Source organism: Methylobacterium sp. E-041 (assembly GCF_022829665.1).
Taxonomy (GTDB): domain Bacteria; phylum Pseudomonadota; class Alphaproteobacteria; order Rhizobiales; family Beijerinckiaceae; genus Methylobacterium.
On record NZ_JAKSYQ010000076.1, the window covers coordinates 138395 to 154312 of the forward strand.

The following is a 15918-nucleotide window of genomic DNA, read 5'->3' on the forward strand; positions in this document are numbered from 1 at the left end:
GCCCCCGAGAGGATGTCCGCTTTCGGCCCCGTCGTTGCGGGGCGCCGCAGGCGAGCCCGGAATTCAGAACCGCCGAGGCTGCGGGATCCGCCTACTCCGCGAAGGCCTGGGCGAAGCGCGTCAGCGTCGGCTCGTCGGTGAGGTCGAGGCGCAGCGGCGTCACCGAGATGCGCTTCTCGGCGATCGCCTTCAGGTCGGAGCCGTTGCCCGGCTCGAACCGGGCCTTGGCGAAGGCGAGCCAGAAATACGGATTGCCGCGCCCGTCGGTGCGCGCGTCGATGGCGAGCAGCGCTTGATTGCGCTGCCCCTGCGCCGCCACGGCGATGCCGGCGACCTCCTCCGGCTCGCAATCGGGGAAGTTGACGTTGATCACGATGCCCGGCTCGATCCCGGTCTCGAGGATCTTCTTCACCACGATCGGCCCGTGATGGGCGGCGCATTGCCATTTCAGGTTGCCGCGGCCGCCGATCCCGTAGGCCTGCGACATCGCGATCGAGCGCACGTTGAGGATCGTGCCCTCCATCGCGGCGGCGATGGTGCCGGAATAGGTCACGTCCTCGGCGACGTTCTGGCCGCGGTTGACGCCCGACAGCACGAGATCCGGGCCGTGGTCGGCCAAGATGTGGCGCACGCCGAGGATGACGCAATCGGAGGGCGTGCCCTTCACCGCGAAGCGCTTCTCCGCGATGTGGCGCAGGCGCAGGGGGTCGTTCAGCGATAGCGAGTGCGAGACGCCGGATTGGTCGGTCTCGGGCGCCACCACCCAGACGTCGTCGGAGAGCGTCCGGGCGATGCCCTCGAGCGTTTCCAGGCCCGGCGCGTGGATGCCGTCGTCGTTGGTGACGAGAATGCGCATTACGGGCGTGGTCCTTCGATCCGGTTGAGGCCGCCCATGTAGGGCGCGAGCACGGACGGGATCGTGACGCTGCCGTCCGGGTTCTGATAGTTCTCCATCACCGCGATCAGCGCACGGCCGACCGCGACGCCCGAGCCGTTCAGGGTATGCACGAAGGCGGGCTTGCCGTCCTTACGGTACCGGGCATTCATCCGTCGCGCCTGAAAATCGCCGCAGACCGAGCAGGACGAGATCTCGCGGAAGGTCTTCTGGCCCGGCATCCAGACCTCGATGTCGTAGGTCTTCTGGCTGGCGAAGCCCATGTCGCCGGTGCACAGGGTCATCGTCCGGAACGGCAGGTCGAGCTTCTTCAAGACCGTCTCGGCGCAGGCCAGCATGCGCTCGTGCTCGTCCGCCGACTTCTCCGGGGCGGTGATCGAGACCAGCTCGACCTTGTTGAACTGGTGCTGCCGCAGCATCCCGCGGGTGTCGCGCCCGGCCGCCCCGGCCTCCGCACGGAAGCAGGGGGTCAGGGCCGTGAAGCGGAGCGGCAACTCGTCTTCCGCTAGGATGGATTCGCGGACGAGGTTGGTGAGCGGGACTTCGGCTGTGGGGATGAGCCAGCGCGAACTCTGGTCAAGCCAATCCTGAACTCCGCCCGAAATGAAGTCGGTTGCTTCGCGTTGATGGCCCGCGACGGCAATGATCGAGCCAACGCTGCGACGAATGTCTTCAATGGTCGAACCGTCGTTAACGGCGAACTGGTCATCGCGAAACTTCGGCAGCTGCGCCGTGCCGAACATCGCCTCGTCGCGCACCAGGATCGGCGGCGCGACCTCGAGATAGCCGTGCTCCTGCGTGTGCAGATCGAGCATGAACTGCCCGAGCGCCCGCTCCAGCCGGGCGATCTGGCCCTTGAGCACGACGAAGCGGGAGCCGGAGATCTTGGTCGCGGTCTCGAAATCCATCAGGCCCAAAACCTCGCCGAGCTCGAAATGCTGGCGGCCGTCTGCAAGCGTTTCACGCGCGGACGCGAAGCGGCGGTATTCGACGTTGCCGTGCTCGTCGGCGCCCTCGGGCACGTCGGCCTTGGGCCGGTTCGGGATCGCGGCGAGCCGGTCGTCGAGGGCCTTGGCGGCCTCGGACTGCGCCGTCTCCAGAGCAGGTGCGGCCTCCTTGAGGCCGGCGACCTCTTCCATCAGCGCCGCCGCGCGGGCCTCGTCCTTCGCCTTCTTGGCGGCGCCGATCTCCTTGGCCCGCGCGTTGCGGCGCTCCTGATTCTCCTGCGCCGCTGACACGGCCGCCTTGCGGGCGTCGTCCAGCGCGATCAGCTCGGCCGAAAGTGGGCTGAGGCCGCGACGGGAAAGGTCGCGGTCGAAGGCTTCCGGGTTGTCCCGGATGGCGCGGATGTCGTGCATGGGCTGGCTCGGGTCGTGCGGACGGGCACGCTTTGCAGCATCGGTCCGCGCGCGACAAGGCTGCGGCGGGCGATGGCGGGCACGCGCGTCCGCCGTGGACACCGCCCGGCCCGCTTCCGGTCAGGGCATCGAGATGATGCATCTCGTGACGCCCTCCGCCGAAATCTTTCCCGTCAGCCCGGGGCGCCGAAGGCGAGCCTCGAATCAAGAACCGCAGGTCGGAATTCGGCTTGGCACCCTCGGCGGCTCTGGATCCCGGACCCTGTCGGCGGGAGCCGGCGCTTCGCAACCCCGGCGGTCAGGCCGCCAGACGCCGGCGCTCCGGGGCGTCCTGGGCATCCGACGCGGCTTCGGTCTCCGCGGCGAGGCGCACCCGCTCCTGCTCCTCGCGAAAACTCGCCAGGATCGCTTCGGGCAGCGCGTCGAGGATGGCGCCGACCGGGTCGGTGCGCGGCTCCCGCTCGGCGACGATGTCGGCCTCGGGCGACGCCACGTCCGTGAAGCGCCGGTCGCCGATGCGGTCGCGAGGGTCGAGCGCGATGCGGTCCAAAGCCGTCGGCTCGGGAATGTCGTCGGCCGCGAGCCGGCGCGTGGCCGCCTCCTGCGCCGCGCGCCATTCCGCGGCGGCCTCGTCGGCCTCGCGGCGGGCGGCCTCGCGCGCCAGGGCCCCCTCGGCGATGGCGCGGGCGACCGCGCGGGCCTCGTCGCGGGCGGCCTCGGCCTCGTAGCGCGTCAGCAGCGCCATCACCCCCTGCATCTCGGAGAACGGCATGTCCTCGCAGGCGGTGATCGCCCGCTCGATCATCCGCCGCGACAGGCCGACGCCGCGCAACGTGCTGGTGCCGTCGGCGGCCTCGCGCCAGGCCGAGAGCGCGGCCACCACCGCGGGCAGCAGCGCTTCGGCGAGGCCGGCGCGGCGATGCAGGTCGGCGATCCCGCGCGGCTCGCGCAGCAGCGTGCCGACGCGGGCGTGCTCCAGGCCGGTGAGGTCGGCGAACGCGGCCTCCGCAAAGGCCATCTGCCCCGAGAGGATCGCCCGCAGGATCAGGCCGGCATTGAGCTGGCCCGTGGTGCGCAGGTGCTTGACGATCCGCGCGGTGGCGGCGGCGCCCGCGCCGTCGCAGAGCTCGAGCACCGTGCGCTCGCCGGCCTCGCGGCTCATCCGGGCGCTGCGGTCGGGCGAGAGCCAGCCGCACGCGGTCACGAAGTCCGACAGGGTCCGGGCGAGCCGGGCGCCGACGGCGTGGCGCACCTCGATCGGCAGGTCCGCCCGCGCCAGCAGCGCCTCGCGCACGTCGGCGTCGCCGCCGTGGCGCTCGACCATGCGCAGCATGCGGCCCGTGGTGATGCGCGCCGTCGGGTTGCGGGCCAGCACCGCGAGGGTGTCGCCGCCGCCGATCTCGGCCAGGGCCCCGGCCACGGCGTGCGAGAGGTGATGGCGCGCGGCGATCGTCGCGCGGATCGTCTCGCAGCCCATCGCGGCGGCGTCCACGAGGTCGGCATCGGTCAGGACCGGCGATGCGGCGAGCACCAGGCAGGCGACCTCGGTCTGGTCGGAGGCCAGGGCCACGACGAGGGGGCGCGGCGCACGCGCCGAGGCGGCGCAGGCCTCGGCCATGGCGCGGCGCACCACCGGGGCCGGGTCGTCGAGCAGCGCCAGGATCGCGGTCTTGGCCTCCCAGGCGGCATCCGCCTCGAGGTTGCCGTACAGGTAGGCCCGCGTCAGCGCGGAGGCGGCCTCGGCCCGGCGCCCCGCCGAGGTGGACTGGGTGCAGGCGAGGAACTGGCGGATGTTCATGGGCCGCTCCGGTTCGTGAACAACGACGCGTTGGGGGCGGCGGCAAGCGACGCCGCGAACTCGGCCGGCCGGCGCGGCGGCAGCGGCGGATCGACGAGCGCGCGGCCCGCCGGAATCGCCGCGGCGATGGCGCCGGTGGTCTCGGGGTCGGCCGAGGCGACCGCCGCGACCGGCACGGTGGAATCGAGGCTCGGGTCGGAGCGCGGGAAGTAGCTCGGGGCCGGCCGGGCGGCCGCCGCCGCGCGGCCCTGGAACAGCTTGGCGACGCCCTCCGAGAGGGCGCCCTGGCGCCGGTCGGTCTGGAACAGGGTGCGCAGGTCGCCCCCGACCGCGGCGTAGGCGCTCGCCGCCGCCGGCGGGGCGACGGCGGCGCCCTGCGTCAGCAGGGTCACGTCGCTGGCGGCGGTGCGGCCGGCGCCCGCCGCGGAGAGGCTGGCATAGAGCTCGGCGGTGGTGCGCGGCCGGCCGGTGCGATCGTAGAACAGGCCGCGGTTGGCGGCGGCGGCCTCCGGCATGTCGAGGGCGGCCGCCCGGTCCGGGGTCGCCCGCGCGGCGGCGATTAGCGTCGTCGCGCCCTTCGCCCCGAGCACGTGGGCGGCGTAGAGGTCGCCCGCGGTCGGCTCGCGCCCGAGCGCCGCCGACAGCGCCTCGCCGTTCTTCTGGGTGAAGGCGCCCGCGAGCGAGGCGGCGATCTTCGGGTCGCGCCGGAGGTCGAGGATCGCCTGGCGCTGGCCGGCATCCGCGACGGTGTAGCTGCCGTCCGGCCGCGCGACGATGGCGTCGGCGTAGGCCTGGAGGCCGAGCTTCGGCCCGGCGGACTTCATCACCCCGAGCCAGGTCTGCTCGATGAACTGGAACAGGCCGGTGGCGGTCGAGGTGCCGGCCTTGGCCGAGGGATCGAGGGCGGATTCGCGCTGCGCCGTGGCGAGCAGGTAGTCGAAGCCGACGCCGCTGCTCTGGGCCCCGTCGCGAATCGCGTCGACGACCGCGCCCTGCGGACCCGCGGCCCGCGGCGGCGCCGCGGCTGGCTGGGGGTTCGAAGGCGTGGTGAACAGGAACATCGATCGCCGCTTCGAGCCGCACGCGCCGGACGGGCGTCGCGTGAGGCGCCGCACGGTGCGCCCCGGATGCGGGGACCTTTGGCCATCATGGTAAAGAAAGCCTAAATGCCCGATGACTCGGCCCTCATGCGCGTCCTGCTGATCGCCTCGCCCGCGGGCGCGCCGCCCGACCTCGCCCACGCCGATGCCCTGGTGCTGGACCATGCCCCGGCCGCCGAGCCCGCCTGGCTCCCGCCCCTGCGGCGGAGGCCCGGCGCATTGCCGCTCTACGTCCGGGTCGCACCGAGCGCGGCCGACCTCGCCGCGGCGCTGGCGCTGCGGCCCGACGGCATCGTCCTGCCGGGTGTCGCCGATGCCGGCGACGTCGCCCGGCTCGGCGTGCGCCTGTCCGTGCACGAGGCCGAGACCGGCATCCCGGACGGTGCGACGCGAATCGTCGCCGGCCTCGACGGCGCCGGCGCCCTGCTCCGCTTCGGCGGCGGCTCGGAAAGGTTCGCGCGCCTCGCCGGCCTGTTCTGCGCGTTCGACGCGCTGGCGCGCGACCTCGGGGTCTCGGCCTCGTCGCGGGCGCCGCAGCCTGCTCCGCTGGCGCAGGCGCGCGGGCTTCTGGTGCTGGCCGCCGCCGCCTTGCGCGTCCCGGCCTTCGACATGCCCGGCCCGTCGCCCGATCGCGCGACGGTGGAGGCGGCCTGCCGCGACGGGTTCCGGGGGGGCTTCGCCGAGACCGCCGCGGCGGCGGCCATCCTCGCCGCGGTGTTCGGGCGGGATCCGAGCGTCGCCGGTGGCCCTCGCGGCGCGCTGCCCCTAGGGTGAGCGGACATCCTCCGATCGAAGCTGCAGCATGCCGCATCCGCGACGCCTCGCCCGCACGACCCTCGGCTTCGCCCTGCTGGCGCTCTCGGCGCTCCCGGCGGGGCCGGCCCGGGCCCGCCCGTTCACCGATGCGGCCGGCCGCGTGGTCGAGGTTCCGGAGCGGGCCGCCCGGATCGTCGCCGCCGGCCCGCCCGCGTCCGTGCTGCTCTACACGCTCGCGCCCGAGCGGATGGCGGCCTGGGTCCGGTCGCCCTCCCCCGCGGAGCGGCCCTACCTCGCCCCGGCGACCTGGGGACTTCCGGCCAGCGGCCGCCTGACCGGGCGCGGCGGCACGGCCAACGTCGAGGCGGTGCTCGCCCTCAAGCCGGACCTCATCGTCGACGTCGGCTCGACGGGGCCGACCTACGCCTCGCTCGCCGACCGGGTCCAGGCTCAGACCGGCATCCCCTACATCCTGCTCGACGGCGCCTTCGCCAGGACCGCCGAGACCTACCGTCGGCTCGGCGCCGTCCTCGGACTGGATCAGGCTGCCGACGAGCTCGCGGCCTATGCCGACCGCACCGTGGCGGAGGTCGCCGCCCGCGTCGCGCAGATCCCGGAGGCGGAGCGTCCGCGCGTGTACTATGCCCGCGGCCCGCGCGGCCTGGAGACGGGTTTTTCCGGCTCGATCAACACCGAGATCCTCGAGGTGGTCGGCGCCCGGAACCTGGCCGTCGGCGGCAACGGCCTCGCCAACGTCTCGCCGGAGCAGGTCCTGGGCTGGAACCCGGACGTGATCGTCGCCCTCGATCCCGCCTTCCGGCCCGCCGACGATCCGCTCTGGCTGGGGGTGAAGGCGGTGCGCGAGGGGCGCGTCTACCGGACGCCGACGCTGCCCTTCGCCTGGTTCGACGCGCCGCCGGGCGTGAACCGCCTGATCGGCGTGCGCTGGCTCGCGCACCTGCTCTACCCGGCGCAGTTCCCCGAGCCCCTGCCGGCGATCGTCGCCGACTTCTACCAGCGGTTCTACCACGTCGCCCTGGCCCCCGAGGCGGTCGACGCGCTGCTCGCCGATGCGGTGCCGGCGCGCCGATGACGCGACGCCGGGCGATGACCCAGGGCGCCGCGACGACCGACGCGCCCACGGCGGCGCAGGCCGCCCCCGGCGCGGGACGGCGTGCCTCGGCGGCCGTGCGAGCCTGCCTCGCGCTGTGCGGCCTCGGCGCGCTCGTCCTCGTCGCCCTCGCCGCGGGGAAATTCCCGGTGCCGGTCGCCGAGGTGTTCGCGATCCTGGCCTCCAAGCTGTTCGGGACCGCGCCGGGCGAGGCGACCGCGCAGGTGGTGGTGCTTCAGGTCCGCCTGCCGCGGGTGGCCGCCGCGCTCGTCGTCGGCGCGGCTTTGTCGTCGGCCGGCGCGACCTACCAGGGCCTGTTCCGCAATCCCCTGGTCTCGCCCGACATCCTCGGGGTCTCGGCCGGCGCCGGTCTCGGGGCGGTGCTCGGCATCACCCTCGCGCTGCCGGTCCTCGCGATCCAGGGGCTGGCCTTCGCCGGGGGCTTGGGCGCCGTGGCGATCGTCTACGCGGTCGGCGCGCTGGTCGGCCGGCACGATCCTGTGCTGACGCTGGTGCTGGCCGGCGTGGCGGTCGGCGCCGTGCTCGGCTCAGGCATCTCGCTGCTCAAGGTGCTGGCCGACCCCTACAACCAGCTGCCCGCCATCACCTACTGGCTGCTCGGCAGCCTGTCCTCCGTCACCCTCAGCGACGTCCTGGCGATCCTGCCGGCCATCGGGCTCGGGCTCCTGCCCCTCGTCCTGCTGCGCTGGCGCATGAACCTGATGAGCCTCGGCGAGGAGGAGGCGCGGGCGCTCGGCATCGAGACCCGCTGGCTGCGCCCGCTCCTCGTCGCGGCGGCGACGCTCGTCACCGCGGCGGCGGTCTCGGTGACGGGGGTGATCGGCTGGATCGGCCTGGTCGTGCCGCACGTCGCGCGCGGCCTCGTCGGCCCGGATTTCCGCCGCCTGCTGCCGGCCTCCGCGCTGCTGGGCGCCGGCTATCTCGTGGCGGTGGACCTCGCCGCCCGCACCCTGGCGCCGATCGAGGTGCCGCTCGGCATCCTCACGGCGCTCGCCGGCGCGCCGTTCTTCCTCTGGCTGCTGGCGGCGGGCAAGCGGGGCTGGTCCTGATGCTGTCCGTCGAGGCGCTGGCCTTCGGATACGGCGCGCGCGAGGTCGGCGCCGGCGTCAGCTTCTCGCTCGGGGCCGGCGAGGTGCTGTGCCTGCTCGGGCCGAACGGCGGCGGCAAGACCACCCTGTTCAAGACCCTTCTCGGCCTGCTGCCGGCCCGCGCGGGCCGCGTCCGGCTCGACGGCGAGGACCTGTCGCGCTGGTCGCGGCGCAGGATCGCGCGCGCGATCGCCTACGTGCCGCAGGGGCATGCGGCGTTCTTCCCGTTCACCGTGCGCGCGGTGGTGCTGATGGGGCGCGCAGCCCGGCTCGCGCCCTTCGCCAGCCCCGGCCGCAAGGACCGCGAGGCGGCGGACGCGGCGCTCGAGAGGCTCGGGATCGCGCATCTCGGCGAGCGCATCTACACCGAGATCAGCGGCGGCGAGCGGCAGATGGTGCTGATCGCGAGGGCGCTCGCCGGCGAGCCGCGCATCCTGGTGATGGACGAGCCGACCGCGAGCCTCGATTTCGGCAACCAGACCCGCGTGCTCGAGCAGGTCCGTCGTCTCTCGGCCACCGGCATCGCCGTGGTGCTTTCGACGCACGACCCCGGCCACGCCTTCCTCTGCGCCGACCGCGTCGCTCTGCTGCACGGCGGCCGCCTCGTCGCGCTCGGAGACCCTGAGGCGACGATCACGCCCGAGAGCCTGCGCCGCGTCTACGGGGTGGAGGTGGCTGTGGTGCCCCTGCCGGGGCACGGGCGCTCGGTCTGCACGCCGATCCTGGCGTGATCCCGAGCCTCGGGGGGGCATCGCCCAAGGGGTCGGTCGCCCACGAGGCCGGCGGATGCCCCCGGCCCCATGATCGCAGCCAGTCAGTCGACGGCGACCATCACGTCGGAGGCCTTGACCACGGCGTAGGCCTCGCCGCCGACCGTGAGCTTGAGGCTGTCGACCGCCTCGTTGGTGATCGCCGCGGTGACGATCTGGCCGGCGGCAATCTCGATCTTCACGTGCGCGGTGGTCGCGCCCTTCTCGACGGCGACGACCTTGCCCTTGATGACGTTGCGTGCGGAGATCTTCATCGAACAGCCTCTGTGGATGAAAGAAAAGTCACTTGGTGCCGGGCTCGGCCGGGATCTCGGCGCCCTGCCCGGCCGGGATCACGGAGAAGCCTTGGGCTTCGAAGAACCGCTTGGCCGACGCGCTCTTCAGGAAGTCGAGGAAACGGGCCGCGCCGTCGCCCTTAGCCTCGGACGTGACGGCGAACGGGTACACCACCGGCGGATGGCTGCCCGCCGGAAACACGCCGACCACCTTCACGCCCGGATCGGACTTCGCGTCGCTCTCGTAGACCACGCCGAGGGGCGCCTCGCCGCGCGAGACCAGGGCGAGCGCCGCGCGCACGTTGTCGGCCTGCGCCAGCCGCGGCTGGATCGTCACCCACAGCCCGAGCGTCTCGAAGGCCGCCTTGGCGTACTTGCCCACCGGCACCGAGCTGACCTCGCCGGTGGCGAGCCGCCCGTCCACGCCGAGCGCCTTGGCGAAGCCCTCTACGGTGAACGGGACCTCGCTCTCCTTGGCGTCCTTCGGTGCGACGACGACGAGGCGGTTTTTGAGCAGGTTCACCCGGCTCTCGGCCCGGATGAGCGTCTTCTTGTCGAGGTAGTCCATCCATTCGAGATCGGCCGAGGCGAAGAGGTCGGCCGGCGCGCCCGCCTCGATCTGGCGGGCGAGCGCCGAGGAGGCGGCGTAGCTCGCCTTGACCGCGATCCCGGTCTGCGCGGTGAAGGCCTTGCGGGCGTCGTCCAGGGCGTTCTTCAGGCTCGCGGCACCGAACACCGTGACAGTCTCGGCGGCCTGCGCGGCGGTCCCGAGCAGCAGGGCGACGACGAGGACGGCGCGCGTGATACCGATCAAGAGGACCTCCGAAACGGTCGCCTCGCAGGGGGCGAGCCGGCCGCACCGCTATATCCCAGCAAGTATAGCGATGGCCAGGGCCGATCGCGGGGTCGATGCCGCTCGCCGCGCCGTCGCCGTCCGGGTTAGGATGCCGGACGAGGGGAACCGATGGCGACGCTGAGCATCCGCATCGATCTCGGGCCGGGCAACCGGCTCGGACCCGGTAAGGTGCAACTGCTGGAGATGATCGCCGCGCACGGTTCGATCTCGGCGGCGGGCCGGGCGCTCGGCATGTCCTACCGGCGGGCCTGGATGCTGGTCGAGGCGATCAATGCCGGGTTCCGGCAGCCGGTGGTCGAGGCGCAGATCGGCGGACGGAGCGGTGGCGGGGCGCGGCTGTCCGCCTTCGGCGCGGAGGTGGTGGCGCAGTACCGCGCGGTCGAGCGCCTGGCTGCGGAGGCCGCCGCCCCGTTGCTCGTGCGCCTCGAAGGCGCGGCGGCGGATCCATCCGGCGATCGTGGAGGATCAGGCGACCGACCGGAGGGCGGCGGCGATGGCGTCCCGCTCGGCGGCGAGATCGCCGGTGGCGACGGGGCGTGAGGCGCGGGCGTACCAGTAGGCCGCGTTGGCCGGGTCGCCCTCGAGACGGTGGAGATGGGCGTGGACCCAGGCGGCATCCGCACCCGCCGCGTCCTGGACGAGCGCGTGGGCGCGGTCCCAATGCGTCGGACCCTTCGCCGCCCACCACAGGGCGGCCAGCGCCGGAGGCAGGTCGTGCGGCGGGGCGTCGGCCGCAGGTTCAGGGTCGGGCTGGGCGGTGGGCGTCGCGTCCGGCTTCGTCATCGTCGGCTCCGGCCTGCGCTGGGCTGCAGGCCGGGATGACGCGGGTGCGGGTACGGAGGTTCCGCCTCAGGCGCGCGCGGATTGGCGCAGCGCGCCGCGCCCGGCGTAGCGCCCCTGCGCGCCGAGGCCCTCCTCGATCCGGATCAGCTGGTTGTACTTGGCCAGTCTGTCCGAGCGGGCGAGCGAGCCGGTCTTGATCTGCCCGCAATTGGTCGCGACCGCGAGATCGGCGATGGTCGCGTCCTCGGTCTCGCCGGAGCGGTGCGACATCACCGCAGTGTAGCCGGCTCGATGAGCCATATCGACGGCGGCCAGCGTCTCGGTGAGCGAGCCGATCTGGTTGACCTTGATCAGGATCGCGTTCGCAGAGCCCTCCGCGATGCCGCGGGCGAGGCGTTCGACGTTGGTCACGAACAGGTCGTCACCGACGAGCTGGCAGCGGTCGCCGATGCGCTGGTTGAGCAGGCGCCAGCCCTCCCAGTCGTCCTCGGCCATGCCGTCCTCGATCGACAGGATCGGATAGGCGTCGACGAGCTTGGCCAGGTAGTCGACTTGGCTCTCGATCGAGCGGACGGTGCCCTCGCCCTCGTAGTGGTAGGCGCCGTCCTTGAACCAGTCGGTGACCGCGCAGTCGAGCGCGAGCACCATGTCGGTGCCCGGCTTGAAGCCCGCCGCCTGGATCGACTCCATGACGAAGTCGAGGCCGGCTTCCGCCGTCGGCAGGTTCGGGGCGAAGCCGCCCTCGTCGCCGACGTTGGTGTTGTGCCCGGCCTTCTTGAGCGCGCTCTTGAGGGTGTGGAACACCTCGGCGCCCATGCGCACCGCCTCGGCGATGGAGGTGGCCCCCACCGGCATGATCATGAATTCCTGGAAGTCGATCGGGTTGTCGGCATGCGCGCCGCCGTTGATGATGTTCATCATCGGCACCGGCAGGACCCGGCCCTGGACGCCGCCGACGTAGCGGTAGAGCGGCAGGCCGGAGGCTTCCGCGGCGGCCTTGGCCACGGCGAGCGACACGCCGAGGATGGCGTTGGCGCCGAGGCGGGCCTTGTTGGGGGTGCCGTCGAGCTCGATCATCGCCTCGTCGACCGCGACCTGGTCCTCGGCGTCCATGCCGCCGATCGCGTCGAGGATCTCGGTCTGGACCGCGTGCACGGCGTTGCGCACGCCCTTGCCGGCGTAGCGGCCCTTGTCGCCGTCGCGCAGCTCCACCGCTTCATGCGCGCCGGTGGAGGCGCCCGACGGCACGGCCGCGCGGCCGAAGGAACCGTCCTCCAGCAGCACGTCGACCTCGACGGTGGGGTTGCCGCGGCTGTCCAGAATTTCGCGGGCGGCGATGTTGGTGATCGCGGTCATGAAGGCTCCTCCCCAAGGGCGCACGCGATCGGCGGCGGGCCCGGATTCGGTCTCGTCGCTGCGGCTTATCCGTCAAGGCGCGGCCTCGGGCAAGGCGGTGCGCGATCGCGCGATGCGACCGGCAAAGTGAATGCAAAAGCCGCCGCCGCCCGTTCCGGTTTCGAGCCCCAGCGGCGATGCCGCGAGCGACGCGCGGCCGAACCATGCACGCGGGTCGGATGCACCGCGGCGAGGCCTGCGGTAAGGAGGGCCATGACCGATGAATCCTTGCAGCTGGGGCAGCCGACGCCCCTCCCCGCCGGCCCGCACGAGGCCCGCCTCGACCGGGTGCCGAACCCGCACCCGGATACGGACTACCTTGCCCGCTTCACCGTCCCGGAATTCACCTCGCTCTGCCCGGTGACCGGCCAGCCCGACTTCGCGATCCTAGTGATCGACTACGTCCCGGATCGCTGGCTCGTGGAGTCGAAGTCGCTCAAGCTCTACCTCGGCGCATTCCGCAACCACGGCGCGTTCCACGAGGATTGCACGGTGGGCATCGCCAAGACGCTCGTCGACCTGCTCGGGCCGCGCTACCTGCGGATCGGCGGCTTCTGGTACCCGCGCGGCGGCATCCCGATCGACGTGTTTTGGCAGACCGGTGCGCCGCCCGCCTCCGTCTGGCTGCCCGATCCCGGCGTCCCGCCCTACCGCGCCCGCTGAGGGAAGCCGTACGAACGAAAAGGGCGACCGGAATGCCCGGTCGCCCCAAATTCACGTGCTGGATGGCGAGCCCTTAGTAGGGCGAGCCGTAGTAGCCGCCGTAGGCCGGGGCGCCGTAGCCGCCGTACGCACCGTAGCCGCGGTTGTAGCCGTAGGCATCGCGTGCCGCGCCGGCGGCGATCGCACCGGCTGCGAGTCCGGCGATGCCGAGGCCGACAGCGGCGCCCGTGCCGATGCCGCGACCGCCGCGGTAGCCGTAACCCCGGCCGTAGCCGCCGCCGTAACCATGGCCGTAGCCGCCGCGGAAGCCGGGACGCGCATCGGCCGTGGTGGCGGAGAGGACACCAGCCGAGATGATCGCGGCGGTGACGAGAGCGAACTTGCGCATGATGATCCTTTCTCGATGATCCATCGAATTCACAAGCTCAACGCTGAAGCTGGGCGATCGTTCCGAAGGTTCCGTGGCGAAGCGGACCCCAGGGGGAGATTCCGTGCCGGCATTCGCGCTCGGCGAAGGTTAACGAAGCGCCGGCAAGACCGGGGTTCGGGCCCGTGCTCCGCCTCAGGGCGCGTCGCCACCGCACGGGGATGCAGGGTCGCGTGCCGGCGATGAGGGTCTAAGCTTTCTTCGACCGCGCACGGGTCTTGCGCGCACGACCCTGCGCGGGCGGAGATCCGTCGAAGGGCGCCGGGCTGCAGAGCCCGAGCGCGCGCCTGTTCCGCTTCCCGTCGCGTCAGCGCGCGGTGTAGTCGCCGGCGCCCTTGGGGCGCTGCATGGCGAACTTCGCGTCCGGCCCGATCTTGAAATAGTCGAAGTAGCCGCCGCGCATGATCGGCTGCATCGCGGCCGTGTCGACGAGGCCGTCCTTCACGAAGCGGTCGTCGATGTAGATCGAGACCACCTGCCCGATCACCAGGAAGTTGGCGGCCTCGCCCCCTCCGAGCGGAACCAGCGGCACGGTCTGCAGCCACCGGCATTCGAGGGCGGCGGCGGCTTCCGCCACCCGGGGCGCGCGCACTTTGCGCGACGGGGCCGTGGTCAGCCCCGCAAAGTCGAACTCGCTCTCGCCGCGCGGCAATGGGGCCGAGGAGGCGTTCATCGGCTCGCGCAGATCGTAGGTGGCGAGGTTGCAGACGAAATCGCCGCCCTCCTCCGCGAAGGTCAGCGCGTCCTTGCGACCGGTGGAGGAGAACGCGACCATGTCGTCGCCGACCGCGTTGAAGAACGAGTACGGCGCGAGGTTGAGCTTCCCCTCCCGGCTCATGGCACTGATCCAGCCGATCGGCCGCGGCGCGACGATCGCCTTCAGCGGGTTGTGCGGCAGGGTGCGGTCGTCGGGGGCGTAATGCATGGGTGCGAGCCTTACAGGCGCGTGACGATCTCGGCGAGGTCCGGCCGCGGCCGGTCCGACGGGATCTCCTCGGGGGCACCGATATGGATGAAGCCCGCGAGCTTCTCGCGCGGGTCGAGGCCGAGGGCTTCGAGCACGCGGCGATCGTAGGCGTACCATTCGGTCAGCCAGGCGGTGGCGAAGCCCTGGGCGTTGGCCGCCACCACGAGGTTCATGCAGGCGGCGCCCGCCGACAGGACCTGCTCCCATTCCGGGATCTTCACGTGCGGCCCGGCCCGCGACACGACCGCGACGACGACCGGCGCGTGCGCGAGGCGCTTGGCCTCGAGGTCGAGCCGCGCGGCGTCGGCCTCCGGGTTGTCGGCGGCGTAGGTCTTCGCGATCACGGCCCCGATCCGCTCGCGCGCCGCGCCCGCGATCACGATGAAGCGCCACGGCGCGAGCTTGCCGTGGTCGGGCACCCGCGAGGCCAGCGTCAGGATCGTGTCGATCTGCTCTGGGCTCGGTCCCGGGTCCGTCATCCGCACGGGCGGCACCGAGCGGCGGGTGCGCAGCATGTCGAGGGTGGCGTTCATCGGGGCGTCTCGGCTGGCCGGTGCGGGGCGGTCCCGCGATCGCGTCGGGATTTCGCACGGGTGGGACCGGCTGGGAAGTCGGGCAGCTTGGCGCGGGAAGCGCGAGGACCCTCGGCGGCCTTGCGCTCGCCACGGTCCGGGATCACACGGGCGAGACGGTGACGTTCGGCCGGTTCGGCCTTTGGGGAGAAGGCTTGCGACATGCGCGGACGAAGGCTCGGGCCCGGATTGGCGCTGCTGGCTGCGGTCGCGCCGCTCGCAGCCGCGGCGCAGTCGCCGGACCCCTTCGGCAACCGCCTCGGCGGCGGCCTTCCCTCGCCCTCGATCACGACGCCGGACCTGCCCCCGAGCCAGCCCGAGGGCGAGGCGACCCTGTCGCTCTCCGCGCTGCTGTCGGGGATCGGCCAGCCGCTGCGGTCCGGCCTGGTCTGGCGGATCTACGAGGATCGCACCGACGGCGTCCGGCCCGCGATCGTCGCGCGCTCCACCGACCCGGCGCCGACGTTCAAGCTCGCGCCGGGCGCCTACGTCGCCTCCGTGACCTACGGCTTCGCCAGCGCGACGAAGAAGATCGCGATGTCCGGCCAGCCGGCGACCGACACCCTGCGGGTGGCCGCCGGCGCGCTCAAGCTGTCGGGCGCGATCGGCGACACCCGGATCGCTCCGGCGCAGCTCTCCTTCTCGGTCTTCGTGCCGATCGGCACCAACTCGGAGGGGCGGCTGGTGCGCAGCGGCGTCAAGGCCGGCGAGCTGCTGCGCCTGCCCGAGGGCACCTACCACGTGGTCTCGACCTACGGGGAATCGAACGCGATCCAGCGCGCCGACCTGAAGGTCGAGAACGGCAAGGTCACCGACGCCACCCTCAACCACCGGGCCGCCACGGTGACGCTGAAGCTCGTCACCAGCCCCGGCGCCGAGGCCTTCGCCGGAACGGCCTTCTCGGTGCTGACGCCCGGCGGCGACACCATCCGCGAGGCGATCGGCGCGTTCCCGCAGGTCACCCTGGCGGAGGGCGACTACGTGCTGATCGCCCGCCACGACGGGCAGGTCTACACCCGCGAGTTCAAGGTCGAGAGCGGGCTCGACCGCGACATCGAGGTCCTGGCGAAGGCGGGGTGAGCG

At 72.7% G+C, this 15918-nt stretch carries 18 protein-coding genes; 7 read left to right on the forward strand and 11 right to left on the reverse strand.

Features of this window, described 5'->3' with window-relative positions:
• Nucleotides 1-91 precede the first annotated feature (91 nt).
• The 4 genes from surE to MKK70_RS07620 all read right to left on the reverse strand — a co-directional run bounded on the left by surE (nt 92) and on the right by MKK70_RS07620 (nt 5112).
• Nucleotides 92-856 carry a 5'/3'-nucleotidase SurE gene (gene surE / locus MKK70_RS07605; RefSeq protein WP_147728726.1) on the reverse strand — a complete coding sequence of 255 codons (765 nt, stop codon included), beginning with the start codon at nt 854-856 and terminating at the stop codon, nt 92-94.
• A complete protein-coding gene (gene serS, locus MKK70_RS07610; RefSeq protein WP_243946663.1) occupies nt 856-2253 on the reverse strand; it encodes a serine--tRNA ligase in 1398 nt (465 codons plus the stop codon). The genes surE and serS overlap by 1 nt, the downstream gene beginning before the upstream one ends.
• 298 nt (nt 2254-2551) lie before the next feature.
• A complete protein-coding gene (locus MKK70_RS07615) occupies nt 2552-4051 on the reverse strand; it encodes a DUF2336 domain-containing protein (protein ID WP_243946665.1) in 1500 nt (499 codons plus the stop codon).
• Entirely contained in the window at nt 4048-5112 is a 1065-nt protein-coding gene (locus tag MKK70_RS07620) for a transglycosylase SLT domain-containing protein (protein ID WP_243946667.1), read from the reverse strand. The genes MKK70_RS07615 and MKK70_RS07620 overlap by 4 nt, the downstream gene beginning before the upstream one ends.
• 105 nt (nt 5113-5217) lie before the next feature.
• Here MKK70_RS07620 and MKK70_RS07625 point away from each other — a divergent pair, with 105 nt between their 5' ends.
• The 4 genes from MKK70_RS07625 to MKK70_RS07640 are packed head-to-tail and all read left to right on the forward strand — an operon-like array spanning nt 5218 to nt 8858.
• Nucleotides 5218-5925, forward strand: coding sequence for an aldolase/citrate lyase family protein (locus MKK70_RS07625; protein WP_243932177.1), 708 nt, complete (start codon nt 5218-5220; stop codon nt 5923-5925).
• 28 nt (nt 5926-5953) lie between these two features.
• Complete coding sequence (locus MKK70_RS07630; RefSeq protein WP_243946668.1) at nt 5954-7000, forward strand: iron ABC transporter substrate-binding protein; 1047 nt, start codon at nt 5954-5956, stop codon at nt 6998-7000.
• 14 nt (nt 7001-7014) lie between these two features.
• The gene (locus MKK70_RS07635) at nt 7015-8088 is read left to right on the forward strand and encodes a FecCD family ABC transporter permease (protein WP_243946670.1); all 1074 of its coding nucleotides are present in this window, start codon (nt 7015-7017) and stop codon (nt 8086-8088) included.
• Nucleotides 8088-8858, forward strand: coding sequence for an ABC transporter ATP-binding protein (locus tag MKK70_RS07640; RefSeq protein ID WP_409568253.1), 771 nt, complete (start codon nt 8088-8090; stop codon nt 8856-8858). Before MKK70_RS07635 ends, MKK70_RS07640 begins: the two co-directional genes overlap by 1 nt.
• 83 nt (nt 8859-8941) lie before the next feature.
• On the opposite strand, the gene MKK70_RS07645 is transcribed toward MKK70_RS07640, so the two are convergent.
• On the reverse strand, nt 8942-9151 hold the full coding sequence (locus MKK70_RS07645) for a molybdopterin-binding protein (protein ID WP_147726238.1): 210 nt from the start codon (nt 9149-9151) through the stop codon (nt 8942-8944).
• A 28-nt stretch (nt 9152-9179) separates the two neighbouring features.
• Complete coding sequence (modA, locus tag MKK70_RS07650) at nt 9180-9986, reverse strand: molybdate ABC transporter substrate-binding protein (RefSeq protein ID WP_243946671.1); 807 nt, start codon at nt 9984-9986, stop codon at nt 9180-9182.
• 150 nt (nt 9987-10136) lie between these two features.
• On the opposite strand from modA, the gene MKK70_RS07655 reads away from it, so the two are divergent.
• A complete protein-coding gene (locus MKK70_RS07655) occupies nt 10137-10568 on the forward strand; it encodes a winged helix-turn-helix domain-containing protein (protein ID WP_243932173.1) in 432 nt (143 codons plus the stop codon).
• Here MKK70_RS07655 and MKK70_RS07660 read toward each other — a convergent pair.
• Both MKK70_RS07660 and eno read right to left on the reverse strand, forming a co-directional pair.
• Nucleotides 10494-10811 carry a hypothetical protein gene (locus MKK70_RS07660; RefSeq protein WP_243946673.1) on the reverse strand — a complete coding sequence of 106 codons (318 nt, stop codon included), beginning with the start codon at nt 10809-10811 and terminating at the stop codon, nt 10494-10496. The genes MKK70_RS07655 and MKK70_RS07660 overlap by 75 nt on opposite strands.
• 66 nt (nt 10812-10877) lie before the next feature.
• A complete protein-coding gene (eno, locus tag MKK70_RS07665; protein WP_147726241.1) occupies nt 10878-12167 on the reverse strand; it encodes a phosphopyruvate hydratase in 1290 nt (429 codons plus the stop codon).
• Nucleotides 12168-12419: 252 nt separating this feature from the next.
• Between eno and queF the strand changes: the two genes are divergently transcribed.
• A complete protein-coding gene (queF, locus tag MKK70_RS07670) occupies nt 12420-12869 on the forward strand; it encodes a preQ(1) synthase (protein ID WP_147726242.1) in 450 nt (149 codons plus the stop codon).
• Between the two features lie 73 nt (nt 12870-12942).
• On the opposite strand, the gene MKK70_RS07675 is transcribed toward queF, so the two are convergent.
• The 3 genes from MKK70_RS07675 to MKK70_RS07685 all read right to left on the reverse strand — a co-directional run bounded on the left by MKK70_RS07675 (nt 12943) and on the right by MKK70_RS07685 (nt 14796).
• On the reverse strand, nt 12943-13257 hold the full coding sequence (locus tag MKK70_RS07675) for a hypothetical protein (protein WP_147726243.1): 315 nt from the start codon (nt 13255-13257) through the stop codon (nt 12943-12945).
• 346 nt (nt 13258-13603) lie between these two features.
• The gene (locus tag MKK70_RS07680) at nt 13604-14221 is read right to left on the reverse strand and encodes a flavin reductase family protein (RefSeq protein ID WP_243946675.1); all 618 of its coding nucleotides are present in this window, start codon (nt 14219-14221) and stop codon (nt 13604-13606) included.
• Nucleotides 14222-14232: 11 nt separating this feature from the next.
• Nucleotides 14233-14796, reverse strand: a complete 564-nt coding sequence (locus tag MKK70_RS07685; RefSeq protein ID WP_147726245.1) for a nitroreductase — start codon at nt 14794-14796, stop codon at nt 14233-14235.
• Nucleotides 14797-14997: 201 nt separating this feature from the next.
• Between MKK70_RS07685 and MKK70_RS07690 the strand changes: the two genes are divergently transcribed.
• Nucleotides 14998-15915: a hypothetical protein gene (locus MKK70_RS07690; RefSeq protein WP_243932170.1), complete on the forward strand. Its 918-nt coding sequence runs from the start codon at nt 14998-15000 to the stop codon at nt 15913-15915.
• Nucleotides 15916-15918: the final 3 nt, after the last annotated feature.

Excerpts from the sequence above, each read along its gene's own strand:
- surE (WP_147728726.1), bottom strand. The coding sequence starts at position 856 with ATGCGCATTCTCGTCACCAACGACGACGGCATCCACGCGCCGGGCCTG.
- serS (WP_243946663.1), bottom strand. The coding sequence starts at position 2,253 with ATGCACGACATCCGCGCCATCCGGGACAACCCGGAAGCCTTCGACCGC.
- MKK70_RS07615 (WP_243946665.1), bottom strand. The coding sequence starts at position 4,051 with ATGAACATCCGCCAGTTCCTCGCCTGCACCCAGTCCACCTCGGCGGGG.
- MKK70_RS07620 (WP_243946667.1), bottom strand. The coding sequence starts at position 5,112 with ATGTTCCTGTTCACCACGCCTTCGAACCCCCAGCCAGCCGCGGCGCCG.
- MKK70_RS07625 (WP_243932177.1), top strand. The coding sequence starts at position 5,218 with ATGCCCGATGACTCGGCCCTCATGCGCGTCCTGCTGATCGCCTCGCCC.
- MKK70_RS07630 (WP_243946668.1), top strand. The coding sequence starts at position 5,954 with ATGCCGCATCCGCGACGCCTCGCCCGCACGACCCTCGGCTTCGCCCTG.
- MKK70_RS07635 (WP_243946670.1), top strand. The coding sequence starts at position 7,015 with ATGACCCAGGGCGCCGCGACGACCGACGCGCCCACGGCGGCGCAGGCC.
- MKK70_RS07640 (WP_409568253.1), top strand. The coding sequence starts at position 8,088 with ATGCTGTCCGTCGAGGCGCTGGCCTTCGGATACGGCGCGCGCGAGGTC.
- MKK70_RS07645 (WP_147726238.1), bottom strand. The coding sequence starts at position 9,151 with ATGAAGATCTCCGCACGCAACGTCATCAAGGGCAAGGTCGTCGCCGTC.
- MKK70_RS07655 (WP_243932173.1), top strand. The coding sequence starts at position 10,137 with ATGGCGACGCTGAGCATCCGCATCGATCTCGGGCCGGGCAACCGGCTC.
- MKK70_RS07660 (WP_243946673.1), bottom strand. The coding sequence starts at position 10,811 with ATGACGAAGCCGGACGCGACGCCCACCGCCCAGCCCGACCCTGAACCT.
- eno (WP_147726241.1), bottom strand. The coding sequence starts at position 12,167 with ATGACCGCGATCACCAACATCGCCGCCCGCGAAATTCTGGACAGCCGC.
- queF (WP_147726242.1), top strand. The coding sequence starts at position 12,420 with ATGACCGATGAATCCTTGCAGCTGGGGCAGCCGACGCCCCTCCCCGCC.
- MKK70_RS07675 (WP_147726243.1), bottom strand. The coding sequence starts at position 13,257 with ATGCGCAAGTTCGCTCTCGTCACCGCCGCGATCATCTCGGCTGGTGTC.
- MKK70_RS07680 (WP_243946675.1), bottom strand. The coding sequence starts at position 14,221 with ATGCATTACGCCCCCGACGACCGCACCCTGCCGCACAACCCGCTGAAG.
- MKK70_RS07685 (WP_147726245.1), bottom strand. The coding sequence starts at position 14,796 with ATGAACGCCACCCTCGACATGCTGCGCACCCGCCGCTCGGTGCCGCCC.
- MKK70_RS07690 (WP_243932170.1), top strand. The coding sequence starts at position 14,998 with ATGCGCGGACGAAGGCTCGGGCCCGGATTGGCGCTGCTGGCTGCGGTC.